The following is a 24,405-nucleotide window of genomic DNA, read 5'->3' on the forward strand; positions in this document are numbered from 1 at the left end:
GCGAGCTTCCCGCTCGCCGGTTGCCGCCGCCTGACCTGCCCCATCCCACGCCGGCGACCGGAGACGGTCCGCCGGCGTCGTCGTGTGTCACGGCCACCGTCGGGTGGGCCGTCCGGTCGCCCGTACCCGGAAGGCACCCGCCATGACCCCCGACGAGATCATCCGTACCTTCGCGGCGCACTACCATCGCCTCGGCCACTCCGACGCGCCGGAGAGTTCGCTGGTGCCGCCGCCCGGCGACCCGGTGCTGTTCACCACGTCCGGCATGCACCCGCTCACGCCGTACCTGCTGGGGCGCCCGCACCCCGGCGGACGCCGCCTGGTCAACGTGCAGCGGTGCCTGCGCACCACCGACCTGGACGAGGTGGGTGACCGGACCCACCTGACCGTGTTCCAGATGCTCGGCTCCTGGTCGCTCGGCGACTACGACATCGCGGCCAGCCTGCGCTGGGGCTTCGACCTGCTCACCGACGGTTACGGCCTCCCGCCGGGAAAGCTGCACGCGACGGTCTTCGGCGGCGACGACCACGGGCTCGGGCCGGACGAGACGGCGCGGGACACCTGGACCGCGCTCGGCGTGCCGGTGGAGGCGCTCGGCGCGGACAACTGGTGGTCCAACGGCCCGACCGGTCCGTGCGGCCCGGACTCGGAGATCTTCGTGTGGACCGGTGACGGCCCGCCCACCGGCACCCCGAGCGGCGACGACCGCTGGGTGGAGGTGTGGAACCACGTGCAGATGCGACACCACCGGCACCCCGACGGCCGGCTCACGCCGCTGCCGGTGTCCAGCATCGACACCGGCATGGGCCTGGAACGGCTGGAGATGGTGCTGCGCGGCGACCGGTCGGTGTTCACCGGCGACGGGCTGCGCCCGTGGGTGGGCGCGGTCCGCGACCGGTGGGACCTGCGCGGCGCGGACCTGCGTGTGGTCGCCGACCACCTGCGGTCCGCGGTGGTCGTGCTCGGGGACGGGGTACGCCCGGGCAACACCGGCCGCGGCTACGTGCTGCGGCGGCTGCTGCGCCGCGCGTTGACCGTGCTGTGGCGCGACGACCCGACGCGGAGCCTGGACGAGCTGCCGCTGACCGGATACGACGACACGTTGCGCCGGTTCCGCCAGCCGGTCGAGCCGGGTCCGCTGCGGGCGGTGCTGCGCGACGAGGAGCGCCGGTTCCGGGGGCTGCTGCGGCGCGGTCGGCCGCTGGTGGCGCGGGTCCGGGCGCGGGGCGCGCTGACCGAATCCGACTACCGCTGGCTGCACGACACCCACGGGCTGCCCCGCGATCTGGTCGACGCGTTGCTCGCCGACGCCGGCTGAGCGGTTGGCCGCCCGGCCCGGCCGGTGCCAGACTCGGTGCAGACATCGCCGCGAGGGAAGAGGCCCCATGACCGGGTACGACGTGCGGCCGGACGAGGAGACGGTGCCGCTGCTCGGCGCCGAGGTGCGCATCGTCGACCCGGCCGGGCTGCTGGCCGCCGCCCAGGACGGGCCGGTGGAGCTGCTGGCCGGGGCCGACTTCCCCGCCCCGGTGCGGGAGGTCCGCTGCACCCTGCGCGCCGACACCGTCGACGGGCGGCCGGTGCACCGCTTCGAGGCGTACCTGCGGGTGGAGGCCGCCCCGGCCGGCCTGCTCGCCCTCGGCCTGGCCGGCCCGGTCGGCCTGCTGCTCGCCGAGCGGCTCGCCGCCCGCACCGTCGACGGCCCGGCCGCCGCGGTGGGCCGGGCCGCCGCGGAGGCGACCCGCCGCCTCGGGCTGCGACCGGCCGGCACCGCGCTGGCCACGCCGCCGCGCGACCCGGCCGGTCGGGCCGTGCTGCGCGCCGCCGAGGAAGCCGGCGTGCGCCCCCGCGTCGAGCAGGACAACGGCACGGTACGCATCCGCGTCGACGTGCCCAGCGCCGAGGTGGGACCGGAGCACCTGCGCGTGGTGCTCGGCGTGCTGCTCCAGGCCGTCCGCGAACTGACCGGGGACACCCTGGAGCCGACGGTGCTGCGCGGGCGGACGTACCGGGTGGGGCGGCGACCGGTCACCGCGCCGCGCGGCGCGACGGTGGCCGCGCCGCGCAGTGAGACGGTGACGCTCGACCAGGTCGGCGGCCTGGCCGACGTGGTCGCCCGGTTCCGCGAGGTGGCGGTGTCGTTCCGGCACCCGGCGGCGATGGCCCGCTGGGGCGCGCGCCGGCCACAGGGCATCCTGATGTACGGCCCGCCGGGCACCGGCAAGACCATGCTGGCCCGGGCGCTCGCCAACGAGGTCGGCGCGGACTTCGTGGAGATCCGCACGCCGGAGATCCTGGACAAGTACCTCGGCGGATCCGAGCGCAACATCAAGCGCATCTTCCGCGACGCCCGCCGCTACCGCCGGCCCACCGTGATGCTCTTCGACGAGTTCGACTCGATCATCAGCTACGCGGGCGCCGGCGGCGACGCGGCCAGCCAGGCGGTCAACGCCGTCGCCGGCATCTTCAAGCAGGAGATGAACACGCTGTTCGAGGAGAACCCCGACGTCATCGTGGTGGCCACCACCAACTTCCCGCAGCGCGTCGACGCCTCGCTGATCCGCTCCGGCCGCTTCGACCTGAAGATCGCCATCCCGGCGCCGGACGACACCGGCCGCGCGGAGATCCTCACCAAGATGATCCGCGAGCTGATCGACCGGCACGAGCGGCCCGGCTTCCGGATGTTCGCCGACGACCTCGACCCGGCCGCGCTGGCCGCCGACACGGCCGGGCTCACCGGCGCGGACCTGCGCGAGGTGCTGCGCCGGGTGCAACTGGCCAAGGCGCTGCGGGAGGCCGCGGAGGGCGCGCCGCCGGCCCCGATCGGCCAGGACGACCTGCGGGAGGCCGTCGCCGGGCTGCGCCGCGGCTGACCCCGGGACCCCGCTTTCCGACCGGCCGTCACGGGACCCGGGCCGGGCGCGCCGCCACGGCGGGATCCGGTGGTGTCCGGGTCCCGCCGTGGTGGGTGTGGTCAGATGCCGTAGATGAATTGGGTGTCTACGGGGCCGCCGTTGTTGGTGTTGCGGAGGTAGACGGTGTTGTTGCTGGGGCGGCGGACGCCGGGGGTGGTGTTGGCGTTGAGGTTCCATCGGCCGGGTACGGCGATGTCGCCGGAGGGGCCGTGGCCGAAGATGAATTCGTGGTCGGTGGTGGTGGTGCCGTTGGTGAGGTACCAGGTGGAGTTGGTGGGGCGGAAGACGCCGACGGTGTCTTTGCCGTCGTTGTTCCAGTCGCCGGCGACGGGGATGTCGCCGGAGGGGCCGTGGCCGAATTTGAAGATGCGGGTGGCGTCGCCGCTGTTGGTGTCGCGGAGGTAGAAGGTGGAGTTGCTGGGTCGGAAGACGCCGACGGTGTCGATGCCGTCGCCGTTCCAGTCACCCGAGATCGGCACGTCCTCCGGCGAGACGTCCTCGAGGATGTTGTCGTAGCGGACCGGGGTGTAGAGCCCGGCGTAGCTGGACGACCAGGTCCGCTCGATCGTGTCCGAGCTGCCCGTCTGCTCGATCACCACCGGAGCGGTGTGCGCGGAGTCGCTCCACTTCACGAACAGCGCGACGTGGTTCTCGCTGGGATCCCCGGTGTGCCGGAGCAGCGCGTCACCCGGGGCGAGGTCGCCACGCGCGATCGTGTGTGACCTGCTGTCCAGGTTTCCGGTCCAGAACGCGCTTCCCGAGCCCCCGAGGCCCCACGCCATCGCCACGAACCCCGAGCAGTCGGTGCGGTAGTCGCCGTACTGGTTCTCGTAGCAGCGGTTCTGGCTGTAGGGGACCCCACCCACGCTCAGCCAGCTGCGGGCCCGCTTGACCGCCTCCGATCGCTGCATGTCCTTGTCGGAACCATTGTCGCCGCAGGGTGTCGGCGTGGTGCCCACCGCGGCTGCCGCTCCCACCCGTGGCGTCAGGCCCGGGTAGTCGGGCAGGGCCGGATCACCCGGGACCGCGGTGACCGCCGGTCCCGCCGGGTCCACCGCGGAGGTGCCCGGCGTCGCGGACGCCACCGTCGGCGTCGCGGCCAGGGCCAGGGCCAGCACCGCCACCGGCATCATTGACCGGCGGGCCCACCGGCCACCTCGTCGAGCGTATGAGTGCAAGGTGTTCTCCTCGTCTGTTCCGGCGTGCTTGCCGCCTCGCCTTGCCCAGAAGTGTGCGGAGCGCCCCTGACGCCGGACTGGAGGGACAGATCCTGTAGTGAAACTCGTACTACGATCTGTCCGGACAGAGGTAGGAGTCGGATCGTCACCCGCCGGCGGCATCGGTCGCCGGCCACCCGTCGATGAGCCAGCCGCCGAGGCGCCGCGGGGCGGCCCTGCGGGTTGACGATCATGCGTACGGGGGAGTCGACGATGGACGACGGGGGGAATGGCGGCCTCAGCGAGCTTCTCCGACGAGCCCGGGTCCGCCGCGGCCTGACCCAGGCCGATCTCGCGGATCGGGCCGGGGTCAGCGTCGGTGTGGTTCGTGACCTCGAACAGGGGCGTAGCGGAAGGCCGCGGGGGCGTTCTCTGCAGGCGCTCGCGGACGCTCTGGGCCTTCACCACGAGGACCGCGTGCGGATGACGCAACTGGTCCGGCCGCCGCAGCGGGCGCGACCGGAGGCGACCGGCCCGGCCCGGATCTCTGTGCTGGGGCCGCTGCTGGTCACCCGGAACGGTCAGCCCACCGACCTCCGGACCGGACGGCACCGTGTCGTGTTGGCCCGCCTCGCGCTGACCCCCGGCCGCCCCGTGAGCCGCGCGGAGCTCATCCATCTCCTGTGGGGGGACACGCCTCCGGCGTCGGCTGCCAACGTGGTGCAGACCCACGTCAGTCGCATCCGTCGCCTGCTGGAGCCGACACCGCACCCGGACCAGCCACCGTCGGTGATCCTCGGCTCGGGCGGGTACCAACTGCGGGCCGATGCCGGGCGACTCGACCTGGTGGCCTATCGGTCCCGTCTTCTCGACGCGGGCGCGCCGGCCCTGCCCGCCGGGCGCGCCTTCGAGCTGCTCCTCGACGCGTTGGACATGTGGCGCGGCGACGACGCCGTCCAGGACGTGCCGGAACTCGCCGGTGATCCACTGATCACGGCGCTGGCCGAGGAGCGCGTGGAGGCGGCCGTGCGCCTGGCGGCGCTCGGGGAGGTGGTGCACCGGCAGCGGCAGGTCCTCCCGCTCCTGCGCCGGCTGGCGGGGCGGTTCCCGTGGCACGAGTCGTTGCACGCGCGGCTGGTCGTCGCGCTCGCCGCCTCGGGTCAGCAGGCCGCCGCGATCGAAGCCTTCGAGAATGTCCGCCAGCGGCTCGCCGAGGAACTGGGCGTCGACCCCGGCCGCGAGTTGATCGAGGCGCGGCAGGCCGTGATCGGCGGGCCGGGGGAGCGGGGCGCGGGTAGGCCGGCGGACCTCCGTGGTGCCGTCACGCCGCAGCAGGTGCCGGCGCCACCCGTGGACTTCTGCGGACGCGCCCGGGAGCTGCGCGAGATCGAACGCGCGTTCCGCTATCCGGAGCACGGTTCACCCGTCGTCCGCGTCATCTCCGGCATGGCCGGCGTCGGCAAGACCAGCCTCGCCCTGAAGGCGGCCTGGGGACTCCGGCGGGACTTCCCGGACGGGCAGCTCTACATCGACCTCCGCGGTGGCGACGACCGGCCGGTCCCGGTCGCGTACGGGCTCGCCCGACTGCTGAAGGCCCTCGGGGTCGAGGCGCGTGCCATCCCCGGTGACGAGGACGAGGCCGCCGCGCTCTACCGCAGCGTGCTCGCCGACCGACGGGTGCTGATCGTGCTCGACAACGCGCACAACGCCGCCCAGATCCGCCTGCTGCTGCCAGGTCCGGGCGGAAGCGCGGTCCTGGTCACCAGCCGTAACCAGTGTGAGGAGTTGGACGGCGCCGCCACGACGCTCCTGCCGGTGTTCACCTCGGACGAGGCGCTGGACCTGCTGCGGATCAAGCTCGGTGCGGCCCGGGTCGACACCGAACGCGGGGACGCCGAGGCCCTGGTCGACGCGTGCGGCCGACTGCCGATCGCGGTGCGGCTGATGGCGGGCCGGTTGGCCGGCGGACCGGGGAGTACGGTCGCCGAGGTGCTCCAGGGCCTGACCGACGAGCGGCTGCGGCTCGCCCGACTCAGCCTCGGCGACCGTACCGTGACGAGCAGCTTCGCCATCAGTTGCCGCGCACTGCCGGCCGCGGCGGCCGAGGTCTTTCACGCCGCCGCGCTGATTCCCGGTGAGGACTTCTCGGCCGCGGCGGTCGCCGCGCTGCTCGGCGCGGAGCCGCGCGGTGTGCGGACGACGCTGGAGCAGCTTGTCGCGGAGAATCTGCTCCAGCCAGGCGGTACGGGCCGCTACCGGTACCACGACCTGCTGCGCCTCTACGCGCTGCGAGCCGGCGAGACCCGCGAGACGTCCGTCGACCGCGCCACGGCCCTGGGCCGGCTCTACACCTGGTATCTGACGCGAACCGCATCGGCGATGGATCTGCTCTATGCCGACATGGTGCGGCTGCCGATCGATGTCGACCCGACCGGGAACCCGTTTCCCGACCTCGACGCCGCGACGGTGTGGCTCAGCCAGGAGGCGGCGAACCTCTTCGCCGCGGTCGGGGCCGCCGCGGCTGACGGGCACGGCGCACGGTCCTGGCAACTCGCCGACCAGCTCCGCGGCTACTTCTTCGTCTCGGGGGACGTGCTCGCCTGGCTCGCGACCGGGTCGGCCGGGCTCGCCGCCGCGGAGGCCGCGGGCAACGTGCTGGCTCAGGCCGCCATGCACCAGACCATCGGGCAGGCGCACTGGGCGGCCGGGAAGCACCACCTGGCCGCCGATGCCTACCGCCGGGGTATCGAGGCCGCCCGCGCAAGTGGCTGGCTCGTCGGCGAGGCGTACCTGTCGCACAACCTCGGGCTCGTGCAGGCCGAGCTGGGGCACCCGGACGAGGCGCAGGAGCTCTACCAGCGGGCACTGACCCTGGGGGACGGCCCCGGGTTCCACCACGTTCGGGCGGTGACACTGAACGACCTGGGCACCCTGTGCCACGAACGGGGGCAGCTCGCCGAGGCGGCCGGTTACCTGACGGCGGCTCAGCAGTTGAACGAGCGGTCGGCGCGCCATCCGTCGGCGATGGCCAACCGGCACAACCTGGCGATGGTCCTGCGACAGATGGAGGACTTCGAACCCGCACGCGCCCACTTCGAGACCGCACTCGACTACTACCGTCGTACCGGGTCGACACTGCGTGAGCTGTCGGTGCTCGACGAGCTGAGCCAGCTCGACCGACAGTTGCACGAGTGGGTGTCGGCCGTGCACAACGCCGCCGAGGCCCTGCGGCTGGCCCGGAAGTTGCGCAACCTGCGGGCCGAGGCGGCCACCCTCAACACGCTGGGCTTCGCGCTGTTGGGGAGCCGGGCTGTCGATGACGCCCGTGCCCGGTTCACCGAGAGCCTGTCGATCAGCCGGAACCGGGGCTTCCAGTACTTCGAGTGCCAGGCGGCCATCGGCCTCGCCGAGGCCGCCCTGCTTGAGGGCGCCGCCGAGGAGGCCGGTCGGACCGCTGAGGACGCCGTCCTCATCGCCTCGCGCAACGCCTACCGGGCGCTGCACAGCGATGCCCTCATCGTGCGGGCGAAGGTGGCGATCCGCCAGGGTGAGCCGGAGACCGCCCGGCAGCACTGCGCGGCTGTCCGGGACCTGCTCGGGACGACGTTCCTTCCGGACCGGGAGCGCGAGTGCGGCGCGATCGAGGCGCGGTTGACCCCACCGCCGCCACGGCGGGATCCGGTGGTGTCCGGGTCCCGCCGTGGTGGGTGTGGTGGTCAGATGCCGTAGATGAATTGGGTGTCTACGGGGCCGCCGTTGTTGGTGTTGCGGAGGTAGACGGTGTTGTTGCTGGGGCGGCGGACGCCGGGGGTGGTGTTGGCGTTGAGGTTCCATCGGCCGGGTACGGCGATGTCGCCGGAGGGACCGTGGCCGAAGATGAATTCGTGGTCGGTGGTGGTGGTGCCGTTGGTGAGGTACCAGGTGGAGTTGCTGGGGCGGAAGACGCCGACGGTGTCTTTGCCGTCGTTGTTCCAGTCGCCGGCGATGGGTTGGTCGCCGGAGGGGCCGTGGCCGAATTTGAATTCGTAGTTGGTGTCGTTGGTGTTGGTGGTGGTGCCGTTGGTGAGGTACCAGGTGGAGGTGGTGGGGCGGAAGACGCCGACGGAGTCGTAGCCGTTGTTGTTCCAGTCGCCGGCGATGGGTTGGTCGCCGGAGGGGCCGTGGCCGAATTTGAAGATGCGGGTGGCGTCGCCGCTGTTGGTGTCGCGGAGGTAGAAGGTGGAGTTGCTGGGTCGGAAGACGCCGACGGTGTCGATGCCGTCGCCGTTCCAGTCACCCGAGATCGGCACGTCCTCGGTGCGAGGGCCGGCGGCGTCCCAGAGCGCATCGACGATGATCTGCGCGTCCGGCGCCTGGACCTGGTAGCGGTCGGGATAGGCCGACACCTGCACCGCCTGGCAGACCTCGCCGATCGGGGCGCTGGCCCAACTGCCGTTGGGATACTTCCGCACCATCGCGTCGAGGAAGGCGTTCGTGGCCGAGGCCGGGTTGAGCCGCTCGGCCCGGGTGCCCCACCACTCCTGCTGCTGGAACAGGCCGAGGCTGGTGTGGTCCACCTCCTCACTGATGTTCTGCAGGTGGGTCTCGACGATCACGGTGGTGATCGCGATGACCGCCGCGCGCGACGCCAACCCCCGGGCCCGCACCGCCTCGACCACCTCCCGCGCGCAGGACACGCGGTACGCCGTCAGGTAGCCCCGCATGTCCGCGTTCAGCCGCGTGTTCAGTTGGGTGGCGAGCGTCCCGTCGCTCGTGGTGGGACCGGCGGGATCGCACGCGGCCGTCTGGTACTGGGCGGTCAGCGGGGCGAGAGCCGGTGGCAGGTCTGGTCCCGACTCCGCGCCCAGGGCGGGTGCGGCGCCCAGCAGCGCGGATGTGGTCAGAGCGGCCGTGACGCAGAGGGCCGCTGCCGTGGAGGAGGGGTTCTTCACCAGTGATGATCCAATCGCCGAGGGGTCCGAGGACCTGCCCGGTTCCTTGGCCCGGGCGGTTGCTCAGAGACTCGCTCAGCCTGCTGACGGCAGGCTGACGCGACGCTTCCAGGACCGATCCCGTACTCGGCGGGCACCGCGACGCGAGGCGGCGGAGGGTGCGCGGCCGGCCCGGATCGGCCAGGATGACCTGCGGGAGGCCGTCGCCGGATTGCGCGCGGCTGACCGGAAGGAGTCGCTCGTGTCCTCGTCCGACCTGCTGTTGTCCCGCCGCGACCTGGCGTTCCTGCTGCACGACTGGCTGGACGTGACCCGGCTGACCGAGCGGCCCCGCTACGCCGAGCACTCCCGGGAGACGTTCGACGCGGTGCTCGACCTCGCCGCGCGGGTCGCCGCCGAACGGTTCGCCCCGCACAACCGCGCCGCCGACACCGCCGAACCCACCGTCGAGGGCGGGCACGTGCGCACCATCCCGCAGGTCAAGGCCGCACTGGACGCGTTCGCCGAGACCGGGCTGTTCGCCGCCACCCTGGACGAGTCGGTCGGCGGCATGCAGCTCCCGCACGCGGTGGCCGCCGCCGCGTTTGCCTGGTTCCAGGCCGCCAACGTGGGCACCTCCGCGTACCCGTTCCTCACGCTCGGCAACGCCAACCTGCTGCTCGCCCACGCCAGTCCGGAACAGGTCGACACCTGGGTCCGGCCGATGGTGGAGGGCCGGTTCTTCGGCACCATGTGCCTGTCCGAGCCGCAGGCCGGCAGCTCGCTGGCCGACCTCACCACCCGCGCGGAGCCGCAGGACGACGGCACCTACCGGCTCACCGGCACCAAGATGTGGATCTCCGCCGGGGACCACGAACTCGTCGAGAACATCGTCCACCTGGTGCTCGCCCGCATTCCCGGCGGGCCGCCCGGCGTGAAGGGCCTGTCGCTGTTCATCGTGCCGAAGGTGCTGCTCGACGACGACGGCTCGCTCGGCCCGCGCAACGACGTGGTGCTGGTCGGGCTCAACCACAAGCTCGGCTACCGGGGCACCACCAACACGCTGCTCAACTTCGGTGAGGGCGTGCACCGCCCGTACGGGCGGGCCGGGGCGGTCGGCTATCTGGTCGGGCAGCCGCACCGAGGGCTGGCGCTGATGTTCCACATGATGAACGAGGCGCGCATCGGTATCGGGGCCGGCGCCACCGCACTCGGCTACACCGGTTACCTGAAGTCCGTCGCGTACGCCCGGCAACGGCCGCAGGGTCGGCCGGTCGCCGACAAGGACCCCACCGCGCCGCAGGTGCCGATCGTCGCCCACCCCGACGTACGCCGGATGCTGCTGGCCCAGAAGAGCTACGTGGAGGGCGCGCTCGCGCTGGTCCTCTACTGCGGACGGCTGCTCGACGAGGAGAAGACCGCGCCCGACGGGGCGGGCCGGGAGCGGGCGCACCTGCTGCTGGAACTGCTCACCCCGATCGCCAAGAGCTGGCCGTCGCAGTGGTGCCTGGCCGCGAACGACCTCGCCATCCAGGTGCACGGCGGCTACGGCTACACCCGCGACTACGACGTCGAGCAGCACTGGCGGGACAACCGGCTCAACGCCATCCACGAGGGCACCCACGGTATCCAGGCGCTCGACCTGCTCGGCCGCAAGGTCACCATGCGCGACGGCGCGGCGCTGGAACTGCTGCTGGAGACCATGCGCGCCACGGTGAACCGGGCCTGGAAGGCGGACGGAACCGCCGCCGAGATGGCCGGGCGGCTCGCGACGGCGCTGGACCGGATCGCGGTGGTGACCCGGCGGCTGTGGGCGACGGGCGACCCGGAGTTGGCGCTGGCGAACGCCTCGGTCTATCTGGAGGCGGTCGGGCACGTGGTGATCGCCTGGATGTGGCTGGAGCAGGTGCTGGCGGTGGAGGCGTTGGGGTCGCCGGAGGGGGAGTTCTTCGCCGGGAAGCGGGCGGCGGCGCGGTACTTCTTCCGGTGGGAGCTGCCGAAGGTGGTCGCGCAGTTCGACCTGCTGGAGAGCCTGGACCGCACCACACTGGACATGCGGGAGAGCTGGTTCTGACTCGCCGGCGGGTATGGTGCCGGTCCGGATGCTCCCAGTTTCGGTGTCACATTGCGTGACGTTTCCCCCGAGGACTTGGGGTGGAGAGCGATATACCGTCCTGTCATATTCATGACCTGGTGTCATATCGCTCGCACGCAAGTCTTCTACCGGCATCCCCTCCCCCAACAGTCGGCCTGAACACTCGCTGGCCGAGGATGAGCAACGTACTGCGTCAGCTATGCGACATTCCGCGCAAGCATTCTTCATCGACGTTGTCGATGTGTCCGCGTTAGGCTGGCTTCTCGGTCAGTCAGGGGTACGGAAATCTCGGGGAAGTCGTGCAATTGGTAGAGTTGATCGAAGCTGTTGCTGCCTTGCTGTGGCCGATCGTCACCGCAGTCGTAGTATTCGCACTCCTGCCGCTCGTTCGTCGAATCTTCAAGGACAGCCACTCGGTCGAGATTGAAGTCGCTGGAAATCGAGTCACCATGCAGCGGGTCTCGGAAGAGATCCAGAAGTTGATAACGGATCTTCAGGACCGGGTGAATCAGCTCGAGAACGCGGCGAACTCCTCGCCGGAGCGGGAATCGGTGCCTTCCCTGCCGAGGAAAGTTCTCTGGGTCGACGATCGACCGGATGCGAACGTCTTCGAACGAGCGCGGGTGGAGGAAGCAGGTTATAACGTGATTCAGGCAGATTCGACGCCGTTGGCCCTCCAGACACTCAGCTCGGACGGTCCAGTTGCCGTGATCGTCTCGGACATGGGGCGGGCTGAAGGTGGCACCTACAACCCCCGAGCAGGACTGGACTTGGTGCGGCATTTGCGGAATCAGGGGGACCAGACCCGGGTGGTCTTCTACAGTTCTTCCTCAAGTCTGGCCGCGACCCAGAAAGATCTGTCTGCAATCGCCAATGTTGCGTACACGAGTTCTCCGACGAAGCTTGCGCACCTGCTCGACCTCCAATGATGCGTAGTTCCGACATTCGTCGCTCAGCCGATGTGCGGTGTTCGCCAAGCTATCGAACGTGGGAGCCGTCCGCCGTTTGCCGGCTCCAGGTGGTGTACGGTCCTTGAAGGCGGCACGTCGGCATCGACTGAATAGCTGCCAGATTTCAGCCCCTCATCCTGGGAGGCAGGTGACACATGGCCAGGAAGGCTGACACGATCGGAGCCCGGATCCGCTACTGGCGAATGCGCCGTGGCGGGATGAGTCAGGCCGTCCTCGCCGGGCTTGCCGGGGTCAGTCAGCCATACATCTCGCAGGTCGAGTCCGGTCGCAAGTCGATCGACCGACGGTCCACCCTGGTCGCGGTCGCTGCCGCGTTGCAGGTGACGGTCGCGGATCTTCTCGGTCAGGGCACCGAGGCCGGTGATCCGGCCCGAGAGCGCGCAGCCGAGCGCGTGCCGGCGATCTGGTCCGCGCTCATCGAGATCGAGGATGGCGAGCGGCGGTCATCAACCCGCAGCCCGGAGGAGTTGACCGCTGGCATCGCGCGTAGCGAGCAACTCCGACACCGTTCGAACTTTCCGGCCATGGCCCAGTTGCTGCCGGAACTGCTGGTGGAGGCCGCCGCGCGGGGAGGGCCGGAACTCGTTCAGGTGGCGTACCAGGCGTCGGCCTGCCTACGGCATCTCGGGTATCGGCATTTGGCGTTGAACGCGGCGCGGGTCGCTGTGTCAGCCGCCGAGGACGTGGAGGAGGCGGCGTGGCTGGGCGCGTCCCGCTTCGCGTACGCGCAGAGCCTGCCCGTCGAGTCGGCGTCGCTGGCGGCCCGGGCGGCTGATCGCTCGCTGGCGGAACTCCAGTCCGCCTCCGGTGACGAGCGGGTCCGGCAGATGCTCGGCCAGCTACACCTGTCGGCGGCGCTGGCCTCGACAGTGAGCGGTCGACTGGACGTCGCCCGTGATCACTTGACCGAGGCGGCTCGGGAGGCCGCCACTCTGGGGGACCCCGAGGACGGGATGGGTTTCAACGGCTGCGGGTTCGGGCCGACCAACGTGGCGCTGTGGGAGATGTCCATCGCGGGCGAGTCGGGAGAGCCGGGCCGGGTCATCGAGCTGTCCCGAACCGTACGGCCCCAGGTCCTCGCGGCATCGATCCGACAGATGTCGTACTGGCTCGACCTCGGGCGTGCACTGGCCGACTCCGGGCGCCGGGACGCTGAAGCGCTTGCGGCCTTCATCCGCGCCGAGCAGGCCGCGCCGGTGCCGTTCTCACTCAACCCGATCGCCCAGGATGCCGTCGCCGCGATGGCGCAGCGGGCCAAGCTCCGGGCCGTGCCCAACGAACTTCGTCTGCTGGCTGGGCGGCTCGGCATCACCGTGGCTCTATAACTGGAAGTAATTACCGCACTACCTTCGGCTTCTAATGTCCGTTTCGGGCGATGCGGCTGCTTCGCTCGGGCCGGGCGCGGCGTCACCACAACCTGTAAGGAATGGTCGCCGTGCCCCTGCAGGCGGAGGTGGTATTGGGTGGTTGGAGGGGCCAAACCGGAAGTGACAGGGGCCAGGAGATCCAGGCCGCCGAGTGGGAGGCCGCCAAGCGGCGGCTCCTTGCCCTGGCCCGATCGGATCAGCCCCAGCCTGTCCCACTGACCCCGGATGGCAGGACTCGCACGGTCGGGGACGCCGAGCGCTCCGTGCGCCGCCCCCTCTTGCCCTATGAGAGTTACCTGCTCGCGGTGGCACCGGGACTTGTCCGTCGCCATCGGCCGACCTGGTCATGGCGGAAGTGGAGATGTGTGTGTCGTTGTGGCGGAGAGTTGCCGTGCCGGAACCGCCACCGGATACCGATCAATCGTGGTCACTGGCCAGCGCGGGAGGACCGGTGAACGTTGCGGGAACGGGTGTCGCGGACGCCGCTGACTCCGTACCCCCGGTGGAAGGCGGCATGGGGTGAGCGCGCACGGGCCGGTGCTGCCGGCCTGGACGTGCGGCGGGTGCGACGCGCCGTGGCCGTGCGCGGAGCGGCGGCGGGAGCTGCGGGCCGAGTACGAGGGCGCGTCGGTCTCGCTGGCGATGTACCTGGGGGCGCAGTTGGTGCGCGCGACGGCGGATCTGGGTTGGGCGCCGGCGGGGGCGTTGCACCGGCGGTTCCTGGGGTGGCTGCGGTGAGCGTGTTGCGGGCGGGCGACGAGAAGTTCCACTACAGCGACGGGTCGCACCGGTGGATTCCGCCGGACCCGGACTACGACCAGGCGGTGTGGGACGAGCAGGTGCGGCAGCACAAGCTGGGGCACCTGCGTAACGAACGGCCCAGGGTGGACGGAAGGAGGGTGGCGCCATGGCCCAGAAAATGATGGTCACCAAGGCGCTTTGCTACGTGGTGCGGGAGGGGCGGTTGCTCGTATTCCGGCACACCGACTTCAGCTACGAGGAGGTGGGCATCCAGGTGCCGGGCGGCAGCGTCCGCGCGGGGGAGGCCCCGGCGGACGCCGCGCTTCGGGAGGCCCGCGAGGAAACTGGACTGCGGGACTTCACCGTCGTGCGCGAGCTGGGGGTGATCGAGTACGACATCAGCCCGCTTCGCTTCGAGATCCAGCGTCGGCACGTCTTCGAGTTGGCGCTGCACGAGGCGACGCCCGAGCGGTGGGCGAGCCGGGAGGACCACGACGGCGAGCGGGGGCCCACCCGGTTCGAGTGCTTCTGGATTCCGTTGCGGGCGGCGCACGTCCTGCAATCCGGTCAGCGCCCTCGTCGGCCGGTTGTTCGACTGACGTCAGTGATCGACGGCCGGCGGGCGATGCTGGAGCAGGCCACCGTGGCGGCAGCTACCGCGTCCCGGAGGGATAGGGGTACCCCAGACCCCGGAAACGCCGTGGGACGCGATAGAAGACGCCGGGCTCGGGGTACTGCCCACGCATGGCTGAGCTTCCGACGCACATCCTGACCGACGCGGGTTTCACGACCGAGCAGGCGGACGCCATCGTCAATGCCCTGGTGGCGGGCAACAACCTGCATGGCGACACGAACGCCGACGAGCCGATCAACATCGACGACCTCCCACCGGAGAAGAAGGAGGCGCTCGACCGGTTCAACCTGGCGGTCGCCGCCGACGCCTGAGCCGACCGTCTCTGTCCCTGTCCAGTGACCGGGGCGCCATCCGTGTCGGACGGCGCCCCGGCGTCCTCAGCGCGCGGCCCAGCGCCTACGGCGCGGGTTCCAGCACGACGACGGGGATCTCGCGGGTGGTTTTGCGCTCGTAGTCGGCGAAGCCCGGATACGCGGCCTTCTGCGCGCTCCAGATCCGTTCCCGCTCGTCCCCCTCGGCGGCCCGGGCGACCAACTCGACCGTGTCCGTGCCGATCTCCGCCCGGACCCGTGGCTGGGCGAGCAGGTTGTGGTACCAGTCGGGGTTGGTGGGCGCGCCGGCCTTGGACGCGAACACCGCGTAGCCGCCGTCGAGCTTCTGGTACATCATCGGGTTCACCCGGGGCTGGCCGCTCCTGGCGCCGACGGTGTGCAACAGCAGCAGTGGGGCGCCGGCGAACTGGCCGCCCACCTTGCCGCCGTTGGCCCGGAACTCAGAGATGATCTTGTCATTCCAGTCGCTCATGTCCGTCCTCACCCGCCCAACCGGTCCTCGAACAGTACCCGAGCAGAAGCCCCCGGTCAGGACTTGGTCGGCGGCTTGGCCTTCTGGGGATGGGGCGTCTCGTGGCGGGCCAGCATGGCGACGAACTCGCGGATCTTCCGCTCCCGGGTCTCAGCCCGTTTGACCGCGTTGAGCCGGTGGATGAGCGCGAACCGGTTGGCGCTGGTGAGGACGTCGAACATGGCCTGTGCGGCCGGCTCGGCGGCGACGGCGGCGAGCAGGTCGGCCGGCACCTCGGCCTCCGAGGGCGGGGCGTAGGCGGCGGCCCAGCGCCCGTCCGCCTTCGCGGCCTCCACCGCGGCCCGGCCCGCCGGCTGCATCCGCCCCGCCGCCTCCAGCCGGGCCACGTGCTCGACGTTGCGCCGGGACCAGATGCTGCGGGGCCGGCGCGGGGTGAACCGGATCCAGGAGCTCTCCTGATCGCGTTTGCGGGCCTGCCCGTCGATCCAGCCGAAGCACAGCGCCTCGTCGACCGCCTGCTGCCAGGTCAGCGTGGTGACGGTGCCGCCCTTGCGGGTCAGGGCGAGCCAGACGCCGGGCGAGGTGGCATGGTGGGCCGACAACCACGTCCGCAGCGCCTCGGCGTCCGCGACGACCAACTCTTCCAGCTCGATGCCCGGCATGACGGAAGGCTAACCCCTCGGTATGACACCCGAGATCACCGCCGACGTCCTGGCGCGGCCCGGGGCCGTAGGGTCGGCGCATGACGACCGAACAGGTCCGCCGGGCGTACGCGACCATGGCGGACCGCTACATCGCGTTGTTCGGCACGAGCGGTCAGGTGCACGCCGACGACCTCGCGTTCCTCCGGCGGCACCTGACCGGCCGGTCCGGCCCGGTGCTCGACCTGGGCTGCGGGCCCGGCCATCTCACCGACTTCCTCCGCGCCCACGGCGCCGACGCGACCGGGGTCGACATCGTCGGCGAGTTCATCGCCCACGCGCGGACCGCCCATCCGACCGGCCGCTACCTGCTCGGGTCGATGGCGGATCTTCCGGTCGCCGACCGGCGGGTCGACGGCATCCTGGCCTGGGGTTCGGTGATCCACCTGCCCCCGCCCGACCTGGACCGGGTGCTCGCCGAATTCCGCCGGGTGACCGCGCCGGGCGCGACCGTGGTCCTCGGGATCTTCGTCGGCGACGAGGTGGCGGCGTTCGACCACAAGGTCGTCACCGCCTACCGCTGGCCGGTCGACGCGTTCGCCGAGCGGCTGGTCCGGGCCGGCTTCACCGAGGTGGAGCGCCTGCACCGGCCCGGTGACGCCGACCGCCGGCCGCACGCCGCCATCGCGGCGGTCGCCGCCGGCTGAGCCACCCGACCGACGCGCCGCCCCGCAGTCAGGACGTCGGCTCGTGGTTCCGGAGCGCCGCCGACGCCGTCGCCCGTACGGTCGGGTCGGTGTCCTGGCTCAGGTGCGTGAGCAGCGGCCGGGCCGGTGGCCAGCGTCGCAGCGCGGCGGCGAGGACGCCGGCGACGGCCGCCCGCACCCACCAGTCCGGATCGTCGACCCGGGACCGCAGCGCGTCCGGCGGCACGCCGAGCAGGCCGAGGCCGCGCACCGCCCCGGCGCGTACCGAGGGCTCCGGATCGTCGAGGAGCACGCCCAGCGCGGCTGCCGCCACCGGGACGCGGTCGGAGTCCGCGGCGCGGCGGCCGATCGCCTCGCCCAGCACGGTACGGACCGGCCAGGCCGGGTCCGACGTCAACTCGACCAGATGGTCGACCACCTCCGACGGGGCCGACCAGGCGAGCAGCAGCACGGCGTGCTCCCGGACCCAGGCGTCCGGGTCGCGCAGCGCGGTGACGACCAGCGCGAACGCCCCCGGGTCGAGGTGCACCGCCGGCAGCGCGCCGAGCGCGGTCCGCCGGATCACCGGGTCGGGATCGGCCGCCGCCGCACGTAGCCGCTTCAGGTCCGGCGGTCGGGGTCGTCGTCCGGGTCGCCGTCGGCGATGCGGAGCAGATCGGCCAGCGTCACGCGGACGTCCGTCGGCGCGGGCCGGTGGTCAGGACGCCTGGCGGACGGGCGTGTCGGCGAGCCAGGTGTCGGCCAGCTCGGCGAGCGGGACGTCGAGGGCCTGACTGAGGCAGACCACGGTGCCGAACGCCGGCGCGGGCAGCCGGCCCGCCTCGATCTTGCGGAGCGTCTCCGGGGAGATGCCGGCCGCCAGGGCCACCTCGCCGAGGCTGCGGCCGGCTCGCGCGGATCGCAGGGCGACGCCGAGGCGTCGGCCGGCGGCGATCTGTTCGGCGGTGAGTGGCTGGCGAACCATGGCAGCAGGATATCCCCTCGGGACGCCCGTGGCGGGCGTGGTATAAAAATACCGGACCGGGAGAGGGAGGCTGTCGTGATCGAGCTCAAGTCCGCCGAGGAGATCGGCCGGATGGCGGTGACCGGCCAGTTCGTCGGTGAACTGCTCGCCGAGCTGAAGGGCGTCGCCGCGGTCGGTGTCAACCTGATGGACATCGAGCACCACGCCCGCCGCCGGATCGCCGAGCGCGGCGCCGAGTCCTGCTACTGGGACTACGCCCCGTCGTTCGGACGGGGGCCGTTCCGCAACGTGCTGTGCCTGTCGGTCAACGACGCGGTGCTGCACGGCCTGCCGCACGACTACGTGCTGCGCGACGGCGACCTGCTCAGCATCGACATGGCGGTCGGCATCGACGGCTGGGTCGCCGACTCGGCGCTCTCGTTCGTCGTCGGCACCCCCGACCCGGCCGACCTGAAGCTGATCGAGGCCACCGAGGTCGCGCTGGAGGCCGGCATCGCCGCCGCCCGGCCCGGCGGTCGCCTGGGCGACGTCTCCGCCGCCATCGGCGAGGTCGCCCACGCCTACGGCTACGGCGTCAACGGCGAGTTCGGCGGCCACGGCATCGGCCGCACCATGCACGAGGCCCCGCACGTGGCCAACAGCGGTCGCGCCCGCCGGGGCATGAAGCTCACCCCCGGCCTCACCATCGCCATCGAACCCTGGCTGTGCCGCACCACCGACAAGATCAGGGTCGATGACGACGGCTGGACGATCCGCTCCGCCGACGGCTCCCGCACCGCCCACTCGGAACACACCGTCGCCGTCACCGAAGCCGGCCCGCAGGTCCTCACCCGCCGTCCCACCGACGCCGCCACGCCGGGCGACCCCACCCGCAGGCCCGCCGCCGCCTCCTGAGCCGGGCCCGGACGGGGGTCCCGCCCGGCAGCAGCAGCGGGGTGCCGAGCAGCAGGACGCCGGAGACGGTGATCGCGGCGAGCGGGCCGGTGAGCGAGGCGAGGCCGCCCCAGACCGCCGTCAGTGTGGCCGACGTGAGCCGGCTGCCGACGCTCCACGCGGCGAGCACCCGGGCCGCGTGGTCGGTGGGGGTCCGCCGCAGCCGCTCGGTGGCATAGATCGGGTTGAACACGCCCATCGCCACGATCAGCAGGCCCTCGACCACGATCACGGTGACGAGCCCACCGACGCCGGGCCGGACGAACGCCAACCCGAGCGGGAAGACCGACCGCAGCCAACCGCTGGCGGTCAGCACCCGCTGCCCGCCGTACCGTCGCACCAGGCGGGGGGAGAGGCGCGCGCCCACGAAGCCGCCCAGCGCCGGCAACCCGAACGCGAGACCGTACTGCCAGGCCGGGAACGCGTACGCACCGAGCAGGAGCACGGCCAGCAACGGGACGGTGGCCGTGATCAGGCCGTTTACCAGCACCGAGTTGAGGAACAGCCGCCGCAGGACCGGATCGTGGCGGATGAACCGCCATCCGCCGAGCAGATCCGCGCCGCGTGGCGCCGCCGCCCGGGCCGTCGCCACGTCGCCGCCGGAGATCCGGTGGACCGCGAGCGCCGACACCAGGTAGCTCAGCGCGTCGGCGGCGACGGTGACGACCGGGCCGAGCAACCCGACCAGCGCGCCGCCCAGCGGCGGGCCGGCCGCCGTCGCCACCCAGGCCGTGCCCTCCAGGCGGCCGTTCGCGACCAGCAGCCGGTCGGCGGGCACGAGGTGCTTCAGGTACGCCCCGGACGCCGCCGTGAACGCGATCCCCGCGCTCCCGCAGACCACCGCGACGACCAGCAGGTGGCCGAAGGTCAACACCCCGAGCAGGTACGCGACCGGCACGCTCGCCGTCGCGGCGAACCGGACCAGATCCGTCCCGATCATCACCGGGCGCTTCGGCCGGTGCTCCACCCACGGCCCGAGCGGAACCGCCACCACCGCCGCGACCGCGAGGCCGGCCGCCTCCAGCAGCGACACCGCGAACGCCGAGGAGTGCAGCTCCCGCACCGCGAGCAGCGGGAACGCCCCGAACGCGAGCCACGTGCCGTACGTGCTGACCGCGTACGCCGACCACAGCCGGTTGAAGTCCTGATCCCGTGCCACCGTCGCATCAGACCGGCCGTCGGCGCGCGTGATCAAACAACCGCGCCCGGGCGAGCCACAACCACCGGTTGGACCGCCATAGGCTGAGCCGGTGGACTCCGAGGCAGTGCGATCGTTCGTCCGGGCCGCCGAGGTCGGGCAGTTCCAACATGCCGCCGACGAGTTGGGCGTCACCCAGCAGGCCGTCTCCAAACGGGTCGCCGCGCTGGAACGTGAGCTGGCGGTCCGCCTGTTCACCCGGACCGCCCGTGGCGTCGACCTGACCCCCGACGGTCGGATGTTCCTCCCGCACGCCCGCGGCATCGTGGCGAACGCCGACCGGGCCGTCGCCGCGCTCCGGCCCGGCTCCCGGGCCCTCCGGATCGACGTGCTCGGCCTGCGCAGCGCACAGGCTGTCGTCCTGCACGACTACTGGCGCGCCCACCCCGGCATCCGCCTGGACGTGGTCACGCTCCGGGTCGACGACCCGCACCGGGTGGCCGCCGCCGTCCGGGCCGGCGACCTGGACGCCGCGTTCCGCTCCGTCACCGACCCGGCCACGCTGCCGCCCGATGTCCGGATGGTCCACGCGTTCGACTCGCCGCTGGAACTGCTCGTCGGTCCCCGGCACCCGCTCGCCGCCGCGCGCACCCTCACCCCGGCCGACCTGCGCGGGCTGCGCATCTGGGTGCCCGGCATCGTGGCGCACAGTGAATGGTCGGAGTTCTACGACCAGCTCGCCACCGTCTTCGACCTCCGCATCGACGCGGCCGGCCCGAACTTCGGCGACGAGGTGCTTCTCGACACGCTGGCCGACGCCGCCGACGTGGCCACCCTGGTCGGCGCGCGCGACAGGTACCTGTGGCCGGCGAGCCACGACCTGCGCCGCATCCCGATCCGGAACCCGACGCTCGCGTACCCGATCTCGCTGATGCTGCCCACGGCGAACCCGCACCCGGGTCTCCGGGCGATCGTCGACCACCTCGCGGCCCTGACCCCGCCGCCCGACCCGGTGTGGCGACCGTCCTGGGCCGCCGTCACCCCGGCGGCGGGCCGGCGCTGACCCGGCCCCGGCGTGCGCCGGTACCCTGCGGCCCGTGGACGTCTCCGACCGGCTCGCCGACACCCGCGTCTCCTACGACACGGTGGTGGCCAGCTACGCCGACCTGCTACGGGACGCGCTCGCCGAGGAACCGGTCCCGCGCGCACCGTCCGGCCCCGGGGTGTCGAGGGCGGGTTCGTCTTCGCCCACCGGTGACGGCGGTACCGTGCCCTGGTGCCTGCCACCTCGGTGACGTCGTCCGCCGTCCCGTCCGCGCTCGACTACTACCTGCTGGGTCCGGGCGGTGCGCCGGAGCCGCCGCCCGGGCTGCTGGTCGAGGAGTTCGTGCTGGCCGACGACCTCTCGGCGACGCGCCTGCGGACCGCCGGTTGGGCCCCGGCGGGCGGCGGGTGGTGGAGTTCCGCCGCGTTCGCCCGCGCCGTCCGCGCGGACCCCGGCGTCCGGGGCCGGCTGCGGGCGGTCACCCGGGCCGACGCCGGGGAGGCGTACCTCAGGTCGGGCGGCGGGGCGCTGCCGGACGAGGACGTGCTGCGCGGTCACTTCCGGGAGGACGTGCCGCTGGCGACCGTGGCGCCCCTGCGGCTCGGCGGCGGACCGCCGGTGTGGCGGGTGCTGTTCGCGGGTGAACTCGACAACGGGCGGCTGGCCGGCCTCGGGGTGGCCCTGCGGCTGTCGGCCGGCGCCGGCCACGGGGTCGCCGGCACCGGGCGACTGCGCGTCGACGACACCACCTTCCGCTGGGACCTGCGCCGCGTCGGCGGCGGGGTGGCGTGGTGCCTGGACGTGACCGCCGAGCCGGCGCACCGGGACGCGCTGCGTCCGCTGCTGCGCCGGCTCACCGACGTGGTCCGCCGCCACGGCCTGGTGCCGGCGACGATCGAGTGCTTCGCCTGACGACAGACGGCACCGCTCCCGTCAGTCGGTGAACTCGACCCCGGCGAGCGCGGCCGAGCGGTGCGCGGCGAGGTGTTCGGCCTGCTCGACGACCGCCCGGCGCCGGCTGTCGGGGAGCTTCTGCCACGGCTGCACGGCGACCGTCAGCCTCGCGCCGGACTTGCGGGGCCGCCAGGTGCCGACCAGGTCGCCGTCGACCAGGACCGCGCCGGGACGACCCAGCACCGGCCACAACTCCCTGGCCCGGGCCGGGTCCGGCACCAGCGTCGCCCGGTCCTTCGCCTGGAGGAACAGGTCGTACGGGCCGAGCAGCCGGGTCACCGTGCCCCCGGCCGTCGCCGGCGCCGTCTCGTCCTCGGCCAGGAGCCAGCGCGTCTCGCCGTCGACCGGCACCTCCACCGCGTCCTGCGGCCAGCGCGCCCGCACGTCCTTGACCGGGGCGTCGAGGTAGTCGGCCACGTGCTTCGGGGTGGCCGGGCCGAGCAGCCGGAGGTAGGCGCGGACCAGGTCGAACCGGTCACCGGGGTCCGCCGCCCGGCGGAACGCCGGGATGCGGCGCAGCACCGGCGGCGACGTGCCGGGCGTCAGCTCCAGCCCGGCGCGCACGGCGGCCAGCCGGAACGGCATCTCGAAGAGGTGGGTGGCCTGGCACGGCCGGCAGAACCGCAGGTAGGGCTCGGGGAGCGACGCGGCGAGGCGGGCCGAGACGTCGCCCTTGACGGTCGGCTCGGTGACGACCGCGCGCATCCGCCCGGCCACCTCGTCGAGCGCGGCGACGATGCCGATGCCGGCCGCCTTCAACGGTTTGGCGGCGTCGTAGACGCGCTTGCCGGCGTCGGCGTCGGAGAACGGCTCGACCGCGGCGGCCACCCGGCCGACGTCGGCGCGGCGGTAGAGGTGGGGCGCGCCGCGTACGGTCCACAGCAGGACCACCTCGTCGTCGGAGAGCGTCGACGCGTCGACCCCGCGCAGGGCCAGCGCCCACCGGGCGCCGTCCGGGCCGGTGTCCTGCACACCGAGGTCGAGCACGGCGGTGTCGGCGAGCGTGCCCTCGACGCGGTCGAGTTGCTGGGCCCGTACGCGGAAGCTCGTCACCTGACGCCGGTCGACCATCACCCCAGCCTAGGCGCCGGCACCGACACCGGTTGCGGGACGCGGCCGGTGTCGGTGCGACCACCATCACGCCGCCCGATCGGCGGGCGGCCGGGTCAGTGCGCGCGTCGGCCGGTGACCGGCGCGGCGGTCGCGGTCTCGCGCGGACCGCCCGAACGCTTGAGCGCGAACACCCCGCCGCCGATGAGCAGGGCGCTGAGCACGATGCCGACGAGGTTGCCGTCGGCGAGACTGCTGACCGCCATGAGCAGACCGATGATCACCGACACCCCGCCGACGAGCCGCAGGAGGTAACGCCCGACCGCCTTGCCCCGTGAATCCATCATGGACCGTCGGCTACCCCCGGAGCCGGCGCGCCAAACGGCAAGACCGCGCGGCCCTGCCGCCGACGTGACATTTGTCCCGGCCGGTCGGGTATCGCCGGCCCTGCCGCCCCACCACCACCGGCTCCTACCGTCTCCGGTGTGGACGACGACGCGGTACGACTGGCCGGGCTCACCCGGCGCTACGGCCCGGTGCGGGCCGTCGACGCACTCGACCTGACCATCCCGCGGGGGAGCACGGTCGCCCTGCTCGGCCCCAACGGCGCCGGCAAGACGACCACGCTGGAGATCCTGCTGGGACTTCTCCCGGCTGACGCCGGCACCGCGTCGGTGTTCGGCCGGAAGCCCGCCGAGGCGGTGCGGGCCGGCCGGGTCGGGGCGATGCTCCAGCACGCCGGCTTCGTGTCCGGCGCCACCGTCGGGGACCTGGTCGGGCTGGCCCGGGCCCTACACGCCCGCCCGCTGGACACCGACCGGATCCTCGACCTGGCCGGCCTCACCGAGCTGGCCGCGCGCCGGGCGGACCGCCTCTCCGGCGGTGAGGCGCAGCGCGTCCGGTTCGCGTTCGCGCTGGCCGGCGAGCCGGACCTGCTGGTCCTCGACGAGCCCACCACCGCGCACGACGTCGACGCGCGGCGGGCGTTCTGGTCGGCCATCCGGCGGTACGCCGACGACGGCCACACCGTGCTGTTCAGCACCCACCAGCTGCACGAGGCCGACGAGTACGCCGACCGCGTGGTGGTGCTCGCCGCGGGCCGGGTGGTGGCGGACGGGCCGCCCGCCCGGATCCGCGCGCTGGCCGGCGCCCGTACCGTCGCCTTCGATCTCGCCGGCGGACCGGTCGACGGCCTGGCGGAGCTGCCCGCGGTGCGGTCGGTGCAGGTGCGCGGCGAGCGGGTGGTCCTCACCACCACCGACGCCGACGCGACTGTGCTCGCGCTCGCGGCCGGCCGGGGCTTCCGGGGCCTGGAGGTCGCCGCCCCCGGCCTGGAAGCCGCCTTTCTCGCGCTCACCTCGACCGGGACGGAGCCCTGA

Annotated in this window: 25 protein-coding genes and 1 pseudogene; 17 read left to right on the top strand and 9 right to left on the bottom strand. The window is 72.7% G+C overall.

What is annotated here, in order from left to right; all coding sequences use genetic code 11:
- The first annotated feature begins 142 nt into the window (after positions 1–142).
- Entirely contained in the window at positions 143–1,318 is a 1,176-nt protein-coding gene (locus ACIA6B_RS16725) for an alanine--tRNA ligase-related protein (RefSeq protein WP_396774184.1), read from the top strand.
- 67 nt (positions 1,319–1,385) lie between these two features.
- Positions 1,386–2,873 carry an ATP-binding protein gene (locus ACIA6B_RS16730; protein ID WP_396774185.1) on the top strand — a complete coding sequence of 496 codons (1,488 nt, stop codon included), beginning with the start codon at positions 1,386–1,388 and terminating at the stop codon, positions 2,871–2,873.
- A gap of 101 nt (positions 2,874–2,974) precedes the next feature.
- On the opposite strand, the gene ACIA6B_RS16735 is transcribed toward ACIA6B_RS16730, so the two are convergent.
- Positions 2,975–4,039 carry a hypothetical protein gene (locus tag ACIA6B_RS16735; protein WP_396774187.1) on the bottom strand — a complete coding sequence of 355 codons (1,065 nt, stop codon included), beginning with the start codon at positions 4,037–4,039 and terminating at the stop codon, positions 2,975–2,977.
- A 306-nt stretch (positions 4,040–4,345) separates the two neighbouring features.
- On the opposite strand from ACIA6B_RS16735, the pseudogene ACIA6B_RS16740 reads away from it, so the two are divergent.
- Together ACIA6B_RS16740 and ACIA6B_RS16745 are read left to right on the top strand one after the other, a co-directional pair.
- A pseudogene (locus ACIA6B_RS16740) lies at positions 4,346–4,540 on the top strand (multiprotein-bridging factor 1 family protein); the annotation flags it as partial.
- Between the two features lie 15 nt (positions 4,541–4,555).
- The gene (locus tag ACIA6B_RS16745; RefSeq protein ID WP_396774595.1) at positions 4,556–7,801 is read left to right on the top strand and encodes a BTAD domain-containing putative transcriptional regulator; all 3,246 of its coding nucleotides are present in this window, start codon (positions 4,556–4,558) and stop codon (positions 7,799–7,801) included.
- On the opposite strand, the gene ACIA6B_RS16750 is transcribed toward ACIA6B_RS16745, so the two are convergent.
- Positions 7,789–9,003, bottom strand: coding sequence for a hypothetical protein (locus ACIA6B_RS16750; protein ID WP_396774189.1), 1,215 nt, complete (start codon positions 9,001–9,003; stop codon positions 7,789–7,791). The two genes, ACIA6B_RS16745 and ACIA6B_RS16750, sit on opposite strands and share 13 nt — an antisense overlap.
- Before the next feature lie 241 nt (positions 9,004–9,244).
- Here ACIA6B_RS16750 and ACIA6B_RS16755 point away from each other — a divergent pair, with 241 nt between their 5' ends.
- From ACIA6B_RS16755 to ACIA6B_RS16785, 7 genes are all read left to right on the top strand, one after another.
- Positions 9,245–11,056, top strand: coding sequence for an acyl-CoA dehydrogenase (locus tag ACIA6B_RS16755; RefSeq protein WP_396774191.1), 1,812 nt, complete (start codon positions 9,245–9,247; stop codon positions 11,054–11,056).
- 320 nt (positions 11,057–11,376) lie between these two features.
- Positions 11,377–12,006 carry a hypothetical protein gene (locus tag ACIA6B_RS16760; protein ID WP_396774193.1) on the top strand — a complete coding sequence of 210 codons (630 nt, stop codon included), beginning with the start codon at positions 11,377–11,379 and terminating at the stop codon, positions 12,004–12,006.
- Between the two features lie 176 nt (positions 12,007–12,182).
- Positions 12,183–13,373, top strand: a complete 1,191-nt coding sequence (locus ACIA6B_RS16765; RefSeq protein ID WP_396774195.1) for a helix-turn-helix domain-containing protein — start codon at positions 12,183–12,185, stop codon at positions 13,371–13,373.
- Positions 13,374–13,934: 561 nt separating this feature from the next.
- Entirely contained in the window at positions 13,935–14,153 is a 219-nt protein-coding gene (locus tag ACIA6B_RS16770) for a hypothetical protein (protein WP_396774197.1), read from the top strand.
- Positions 14,150–14,338: a hypothetical protein gene (locus ACIA6B_RS16775; protein ID WP_396774199.1), complete on the top strand. Its 189-nt coding sequence runs from the start codon at positions 14,150–14,152 to the stop codon at positions 14,336–14,338. The genes ACIA6B_RS16770 and ACIA6B_RS16775 overlap by 4 nt, the downstream gene beginning before the upstream one ends.
- Positions 14,323–14,928, top strand: coding sequence for an NUDIX domain-containing protein (locus ACIA6B_RS16780; protein WP_396774201.1), 606 nt, complete (start codon positions 14,323–14,325; stop codon positions 14,926–14,928). Before ACIA6B_RS16775 ends, ACIA6B_RS16780 begins: the two co-directional genes overlap by 16 nt.
- Positions 14,901–15,101, top strand: coding sequence for a hypothetical protein (locus ACIA6B_RS16785; RefSeq protein WP_396774203.1), 201 nt, complete (start codon positions 14,901–14,903; stop codon positions 15,099–15,101). The genes ACIA6B_RS16780 and ACIA6B_RS16785 overlap by 28 nt, the downstream gene beginning before the upstream one ends.
- Positions 15,102–15,186: 85 nt before the next feature.
- Here ACIA6B_RS16785 and ACIA6B_RS16790 read toward each other — a convergent pair whose 3' ends face one another.
- Complete coding sequence (locus ACIA6B_RS16790; RefSeq protein ID WP_396774204.1) at positions 15,187–15,594, bottom strand: nitroreductase family deazaflavin-dependent oxidoreductase; 408 nt, start codon at positions 15,592–15,594, stop codon at positions 15,187–15,189.
- Between the two features lie 56 nt (positions 15,595–15,650).
- A complete protein-coding gene (locus tag ACIA6B_RS16795; protein ID WP_396774206.1) occupies positions 15,651–16,256 on the bottom strand; it encodes a YdeI family protein in 606 nt (201 codons plus the stop codon).
- Positions 16,257–16,336: 80 nt separating this feature from the next.
- Between ACIA6B_RS16795 and ACIA6B_RS16800 the strand changes: the two genes are divergently transcribed.
- Positions 16,337–16,942 carry a class I SAM-dependent DNA methyltransferase gene (locus ACIA6B_RS16800; protein ID WP_396774208.1) on the top strand — a complete coding sequence of 202 codons (606 nt, stop codon included), beginning with the start codon at positions 16,337–16,339 and terminating at the stop codon, positions 16,940–16,942.
- 28 nt (positions 16,943–16,970) lie between these two features.
- Here ACIA6B_RS16800 and ACIA6B_RS16805 read toward each other — a convergent pair whose 3' ends face one another.
- Together ACIA6B_RS16805 and ACIA6B_RS16810 are read right to left on the bottom strand one after the other, a co-directional pair.
- Positions 16,971–17,546: a HEAT repeat domain-containing protein gene (locus ACIA6B_RS16805; RefSeq protein WP_396774596.1), complete on the bottom strand. Its 576-nt coding sequence runs from the start codon at positions 17,544–17,546 to the stop codon at positions 16,971–16,973.
- 93 nt (positions 17,547–17,639) lie between these two features.
- Complete coding sequence (locus ACIA6B_RS16810) at positions 17,640–17,906, bottom strand: helix-turn-helix domain-containing protein (RefSeq protein ID WP_107162431.1); 267 nt, start codon at positions 17,904–17,906, stop codon at positions 17,640–17,642.
- A 75-nt stretch (positions 17,907–17,981) separates the two neighbouring features.
- Here ACIA6B_RS16810 and map point away from each other — a divergent pair, with 75 nt between their 5' ends.
- The gene (gene map, locus ACIA6B_RS16815; protein WP_396774210.1) at positions 17,982–18,800 is read left to right on the top strand and encodes a type I methionyl aminopeptidase; all 819 of its coding nucleotides are present in this window, start codon (positions 17,982–17,984) and stop codon (positions 18,798–18,800) included.
- On the opposite strand, the gene ACIA6B_RS16820 is transcribed toward map, so the two are convergent.
- Positions 18,733–19,998 carry an MFS transporter gene (locus ACIA6B_RS16820; RefSeq protein WP_396774212.1) on the bottom strand — a complete coding sequence of 422 codons (1,266 nt, stop codon included), beginning with the start codon at positions 19,996–19,998 and terminating at the stop codon, positions 18,733–18,735. The two genes, map and ACIA6B_RS16820, sit on opposite strands and share 68 nt — an antisense overlap.
- A gap of 91 nt (positions 19,999–20,089) precedes the next feature.
- On the opposite strand from ACIA6B_RS16820, the gene ACIA6B_RS16825 reads away from it, so the two are divergent.
- The 3 genes from ACIA6B_RS16825 to ACIA6B_RS16835 are packed head-to-tail and all read left to right on the top strand — an operon-like array spanning position 20,090 to position 21,934.
- On the top strand, positions 20,090–21,040 hold the full coding sequence (locus ACIA6B_RS16825; protein WP_396774214.1) for a LysR family transcriptional regulator: 951 nt from the start codon (positions 20,090–20,092) through the stop codon (positions 21,038–21,040).
- 34 nt (positions 21,041–21,074) lie between these two features.
- Positions 21,075–21,272 (top strand): hypothetical protein, encoded by a 198-nt coding sequence (locus ACIA6B_RS16830; RefSeq protein ID WP_396774216.1) that lies wholly within the window; start codon positions 21,075–21,077, stop codon positions 21,270–21,272.
- On the top strand, positions 21,254–21,934 hold the full coding sequence (locus tag ACIA6B_RS16835; protein ID WP_396774218.1) for a hypothetical protein: 681 nt from the start codon (positions 21,254–21,256) through the stop codon (positions 21,932–21,934). The genes ACIA6B_RS16830 and ACIA6B_RS16835 overlap by 19 nt, the downstream gene beginning before the upstream one ends.
- 21 nt (positions 21,935–21,955) lie before the next feature.
- Here ACIA6B_RS16835 and ACIA6B_RS16840 read toward each other — a convergent pair whose 3' ends face one another.
- Both ACIA6B_RS16840 and ACIA6B_RS16845 read right to left on the bottom strand, forming a co-directional pair.
- Positions 21,956–23,047 (bottom strand): winged helix DNA-binding domain-containing protein, encoded by a 1,092-nt coding sequence (locus tag ACIA6B_RS16840; RefSeq protein WP_396774220.1) that lies wholly within the window; start codon positions 23,045–23,047, stop codon positions 21,956–21,958.
- Between the two features lie 95 nt (positions 23,048–23,142).
- A complete protein-coding gene (locus tag ACIA6B_RS16845) occupies positions 23,143–23,373 on the bottom strand; it encodes a hypothetical protein (protein WP_396774222.1) in 231 nt (76 codons plus the stop codon).
- A 138-nt stretch (positions 23,374–23,511) separates the two neighbouring features.
- Between ACIA6B_RS16845 and ACIA6B_RS16850 the strand changes: the two genes are divergently transcribed.
- Positions 23,512–24,405: an ABC transporter ATP-binding protein gene (locus ACIA6B_RS16850; RefSeq protein WP_396774223.1), complete on the top strand. Its 894-nt coding sequence runs from the start codon at positions 23,512–23,514 to the stop codon at positions 24,403–24,405.

This window comes from Micromonospora sp. NPDC051141 (assembly GCF_044455765.1).
In the GTDB taxonomy this organism is placed as follows: Bacteria; Actinomycetota; Actinomycetes; order Mycobacteriales; family Micromonosporaceae; genus Micromonospora.

Excerpts from the sequence above, each read along its gene's own strand:
- ACIA6B_RS16725 (WP_396774184.1), top strand. The coding sequence starts at position 143 with ATGACCCCCGACGAGATCATCCGTACCTTCGCGGCGCACTACCATCGC.
- ACIA6B_RS16730 (WP_396774185.1), top strand. The coding sequence starts at position 1,386 with ATGACCGGGTACGACGTGCGGCCGGACGAGGAGACGGTGCCGCTGCTC.
- ACIA6B_RS16745 (WP_396774595.1), top strand. The coding sequence starts at position 4,556 with ATGACGCAACTGGTCCGGCCGCCGCAGCGGGCGCGACCGGAGGCGACC.
- ACIA6B_RS16765 (WP_396774195.1), top strand. The coding sequence starts at position 12,183 with ATGGCCAGGAAGGCTGACACGATCGGAGCCCGGATCCGCTACTGGCGA.
- ACIA6B_RS16780 (WP_396774201.1), top strand. The coding sequence starts at position 14,323 with ATGGCCCAGAAAATGATGGTCACCAAGGCGCTTTGCTACGTGGTGCGG.
- ACIA6B_RS16785 (WP_396774203.1), top strand. The coding sequence starts at position 14,901 with ATGGCTGAGCTTCCGACGCACATCCTGACCGACGCGGGTTTCACGACC.
- ACIA6B_RS16790 (WP_396774204.1), bottom strand. The coding sequence starts at position 15,594 with ATGAGCGACTGGAATGACAAGATCATCTCTGAGTTCCGGGCCAACGGC.
- ACIA6B_RS16795 (WP_396774206.1), bottom strand. The coding sequence starts at position 16,256 with ATGCCGGGCATCGAGCTGGAAGAGTTGGTCGTCGCGGACGCCGAGGCG.
- ACIA6B_RS16800 (WP_396774208.1), top strand. The coding sequence starts at position 16,337 with ATGACGACCGAACAGGTCCGCCGGGCGTACGCGACCATGGCGGACCGC.
- ACIA6B_RS16810 (WP_107162431.1), bottom strand. The coding sequence starts at position 17,906 with ATGGTTCGCCAGCCACTCACCGCCGAACAGATCGCCGCCGGCCGACGC.
- ACIA6B_RS16840 (WP_396774220.1), bottom strand. The coding sequence starts at position 23,047 with ATGGTCGACCGGCGTCAGGTGACGAGCTTCCGCGTACGGGCCCAGCAA.
- ACIA6B_RS16845 (WP_396774222.1), bottom strand. The coding sequence starts at position 23,373 with ATGATGGATTCACGGGGCAAGGCGGTCGGGCGTTACCTCCTGCGGCTC.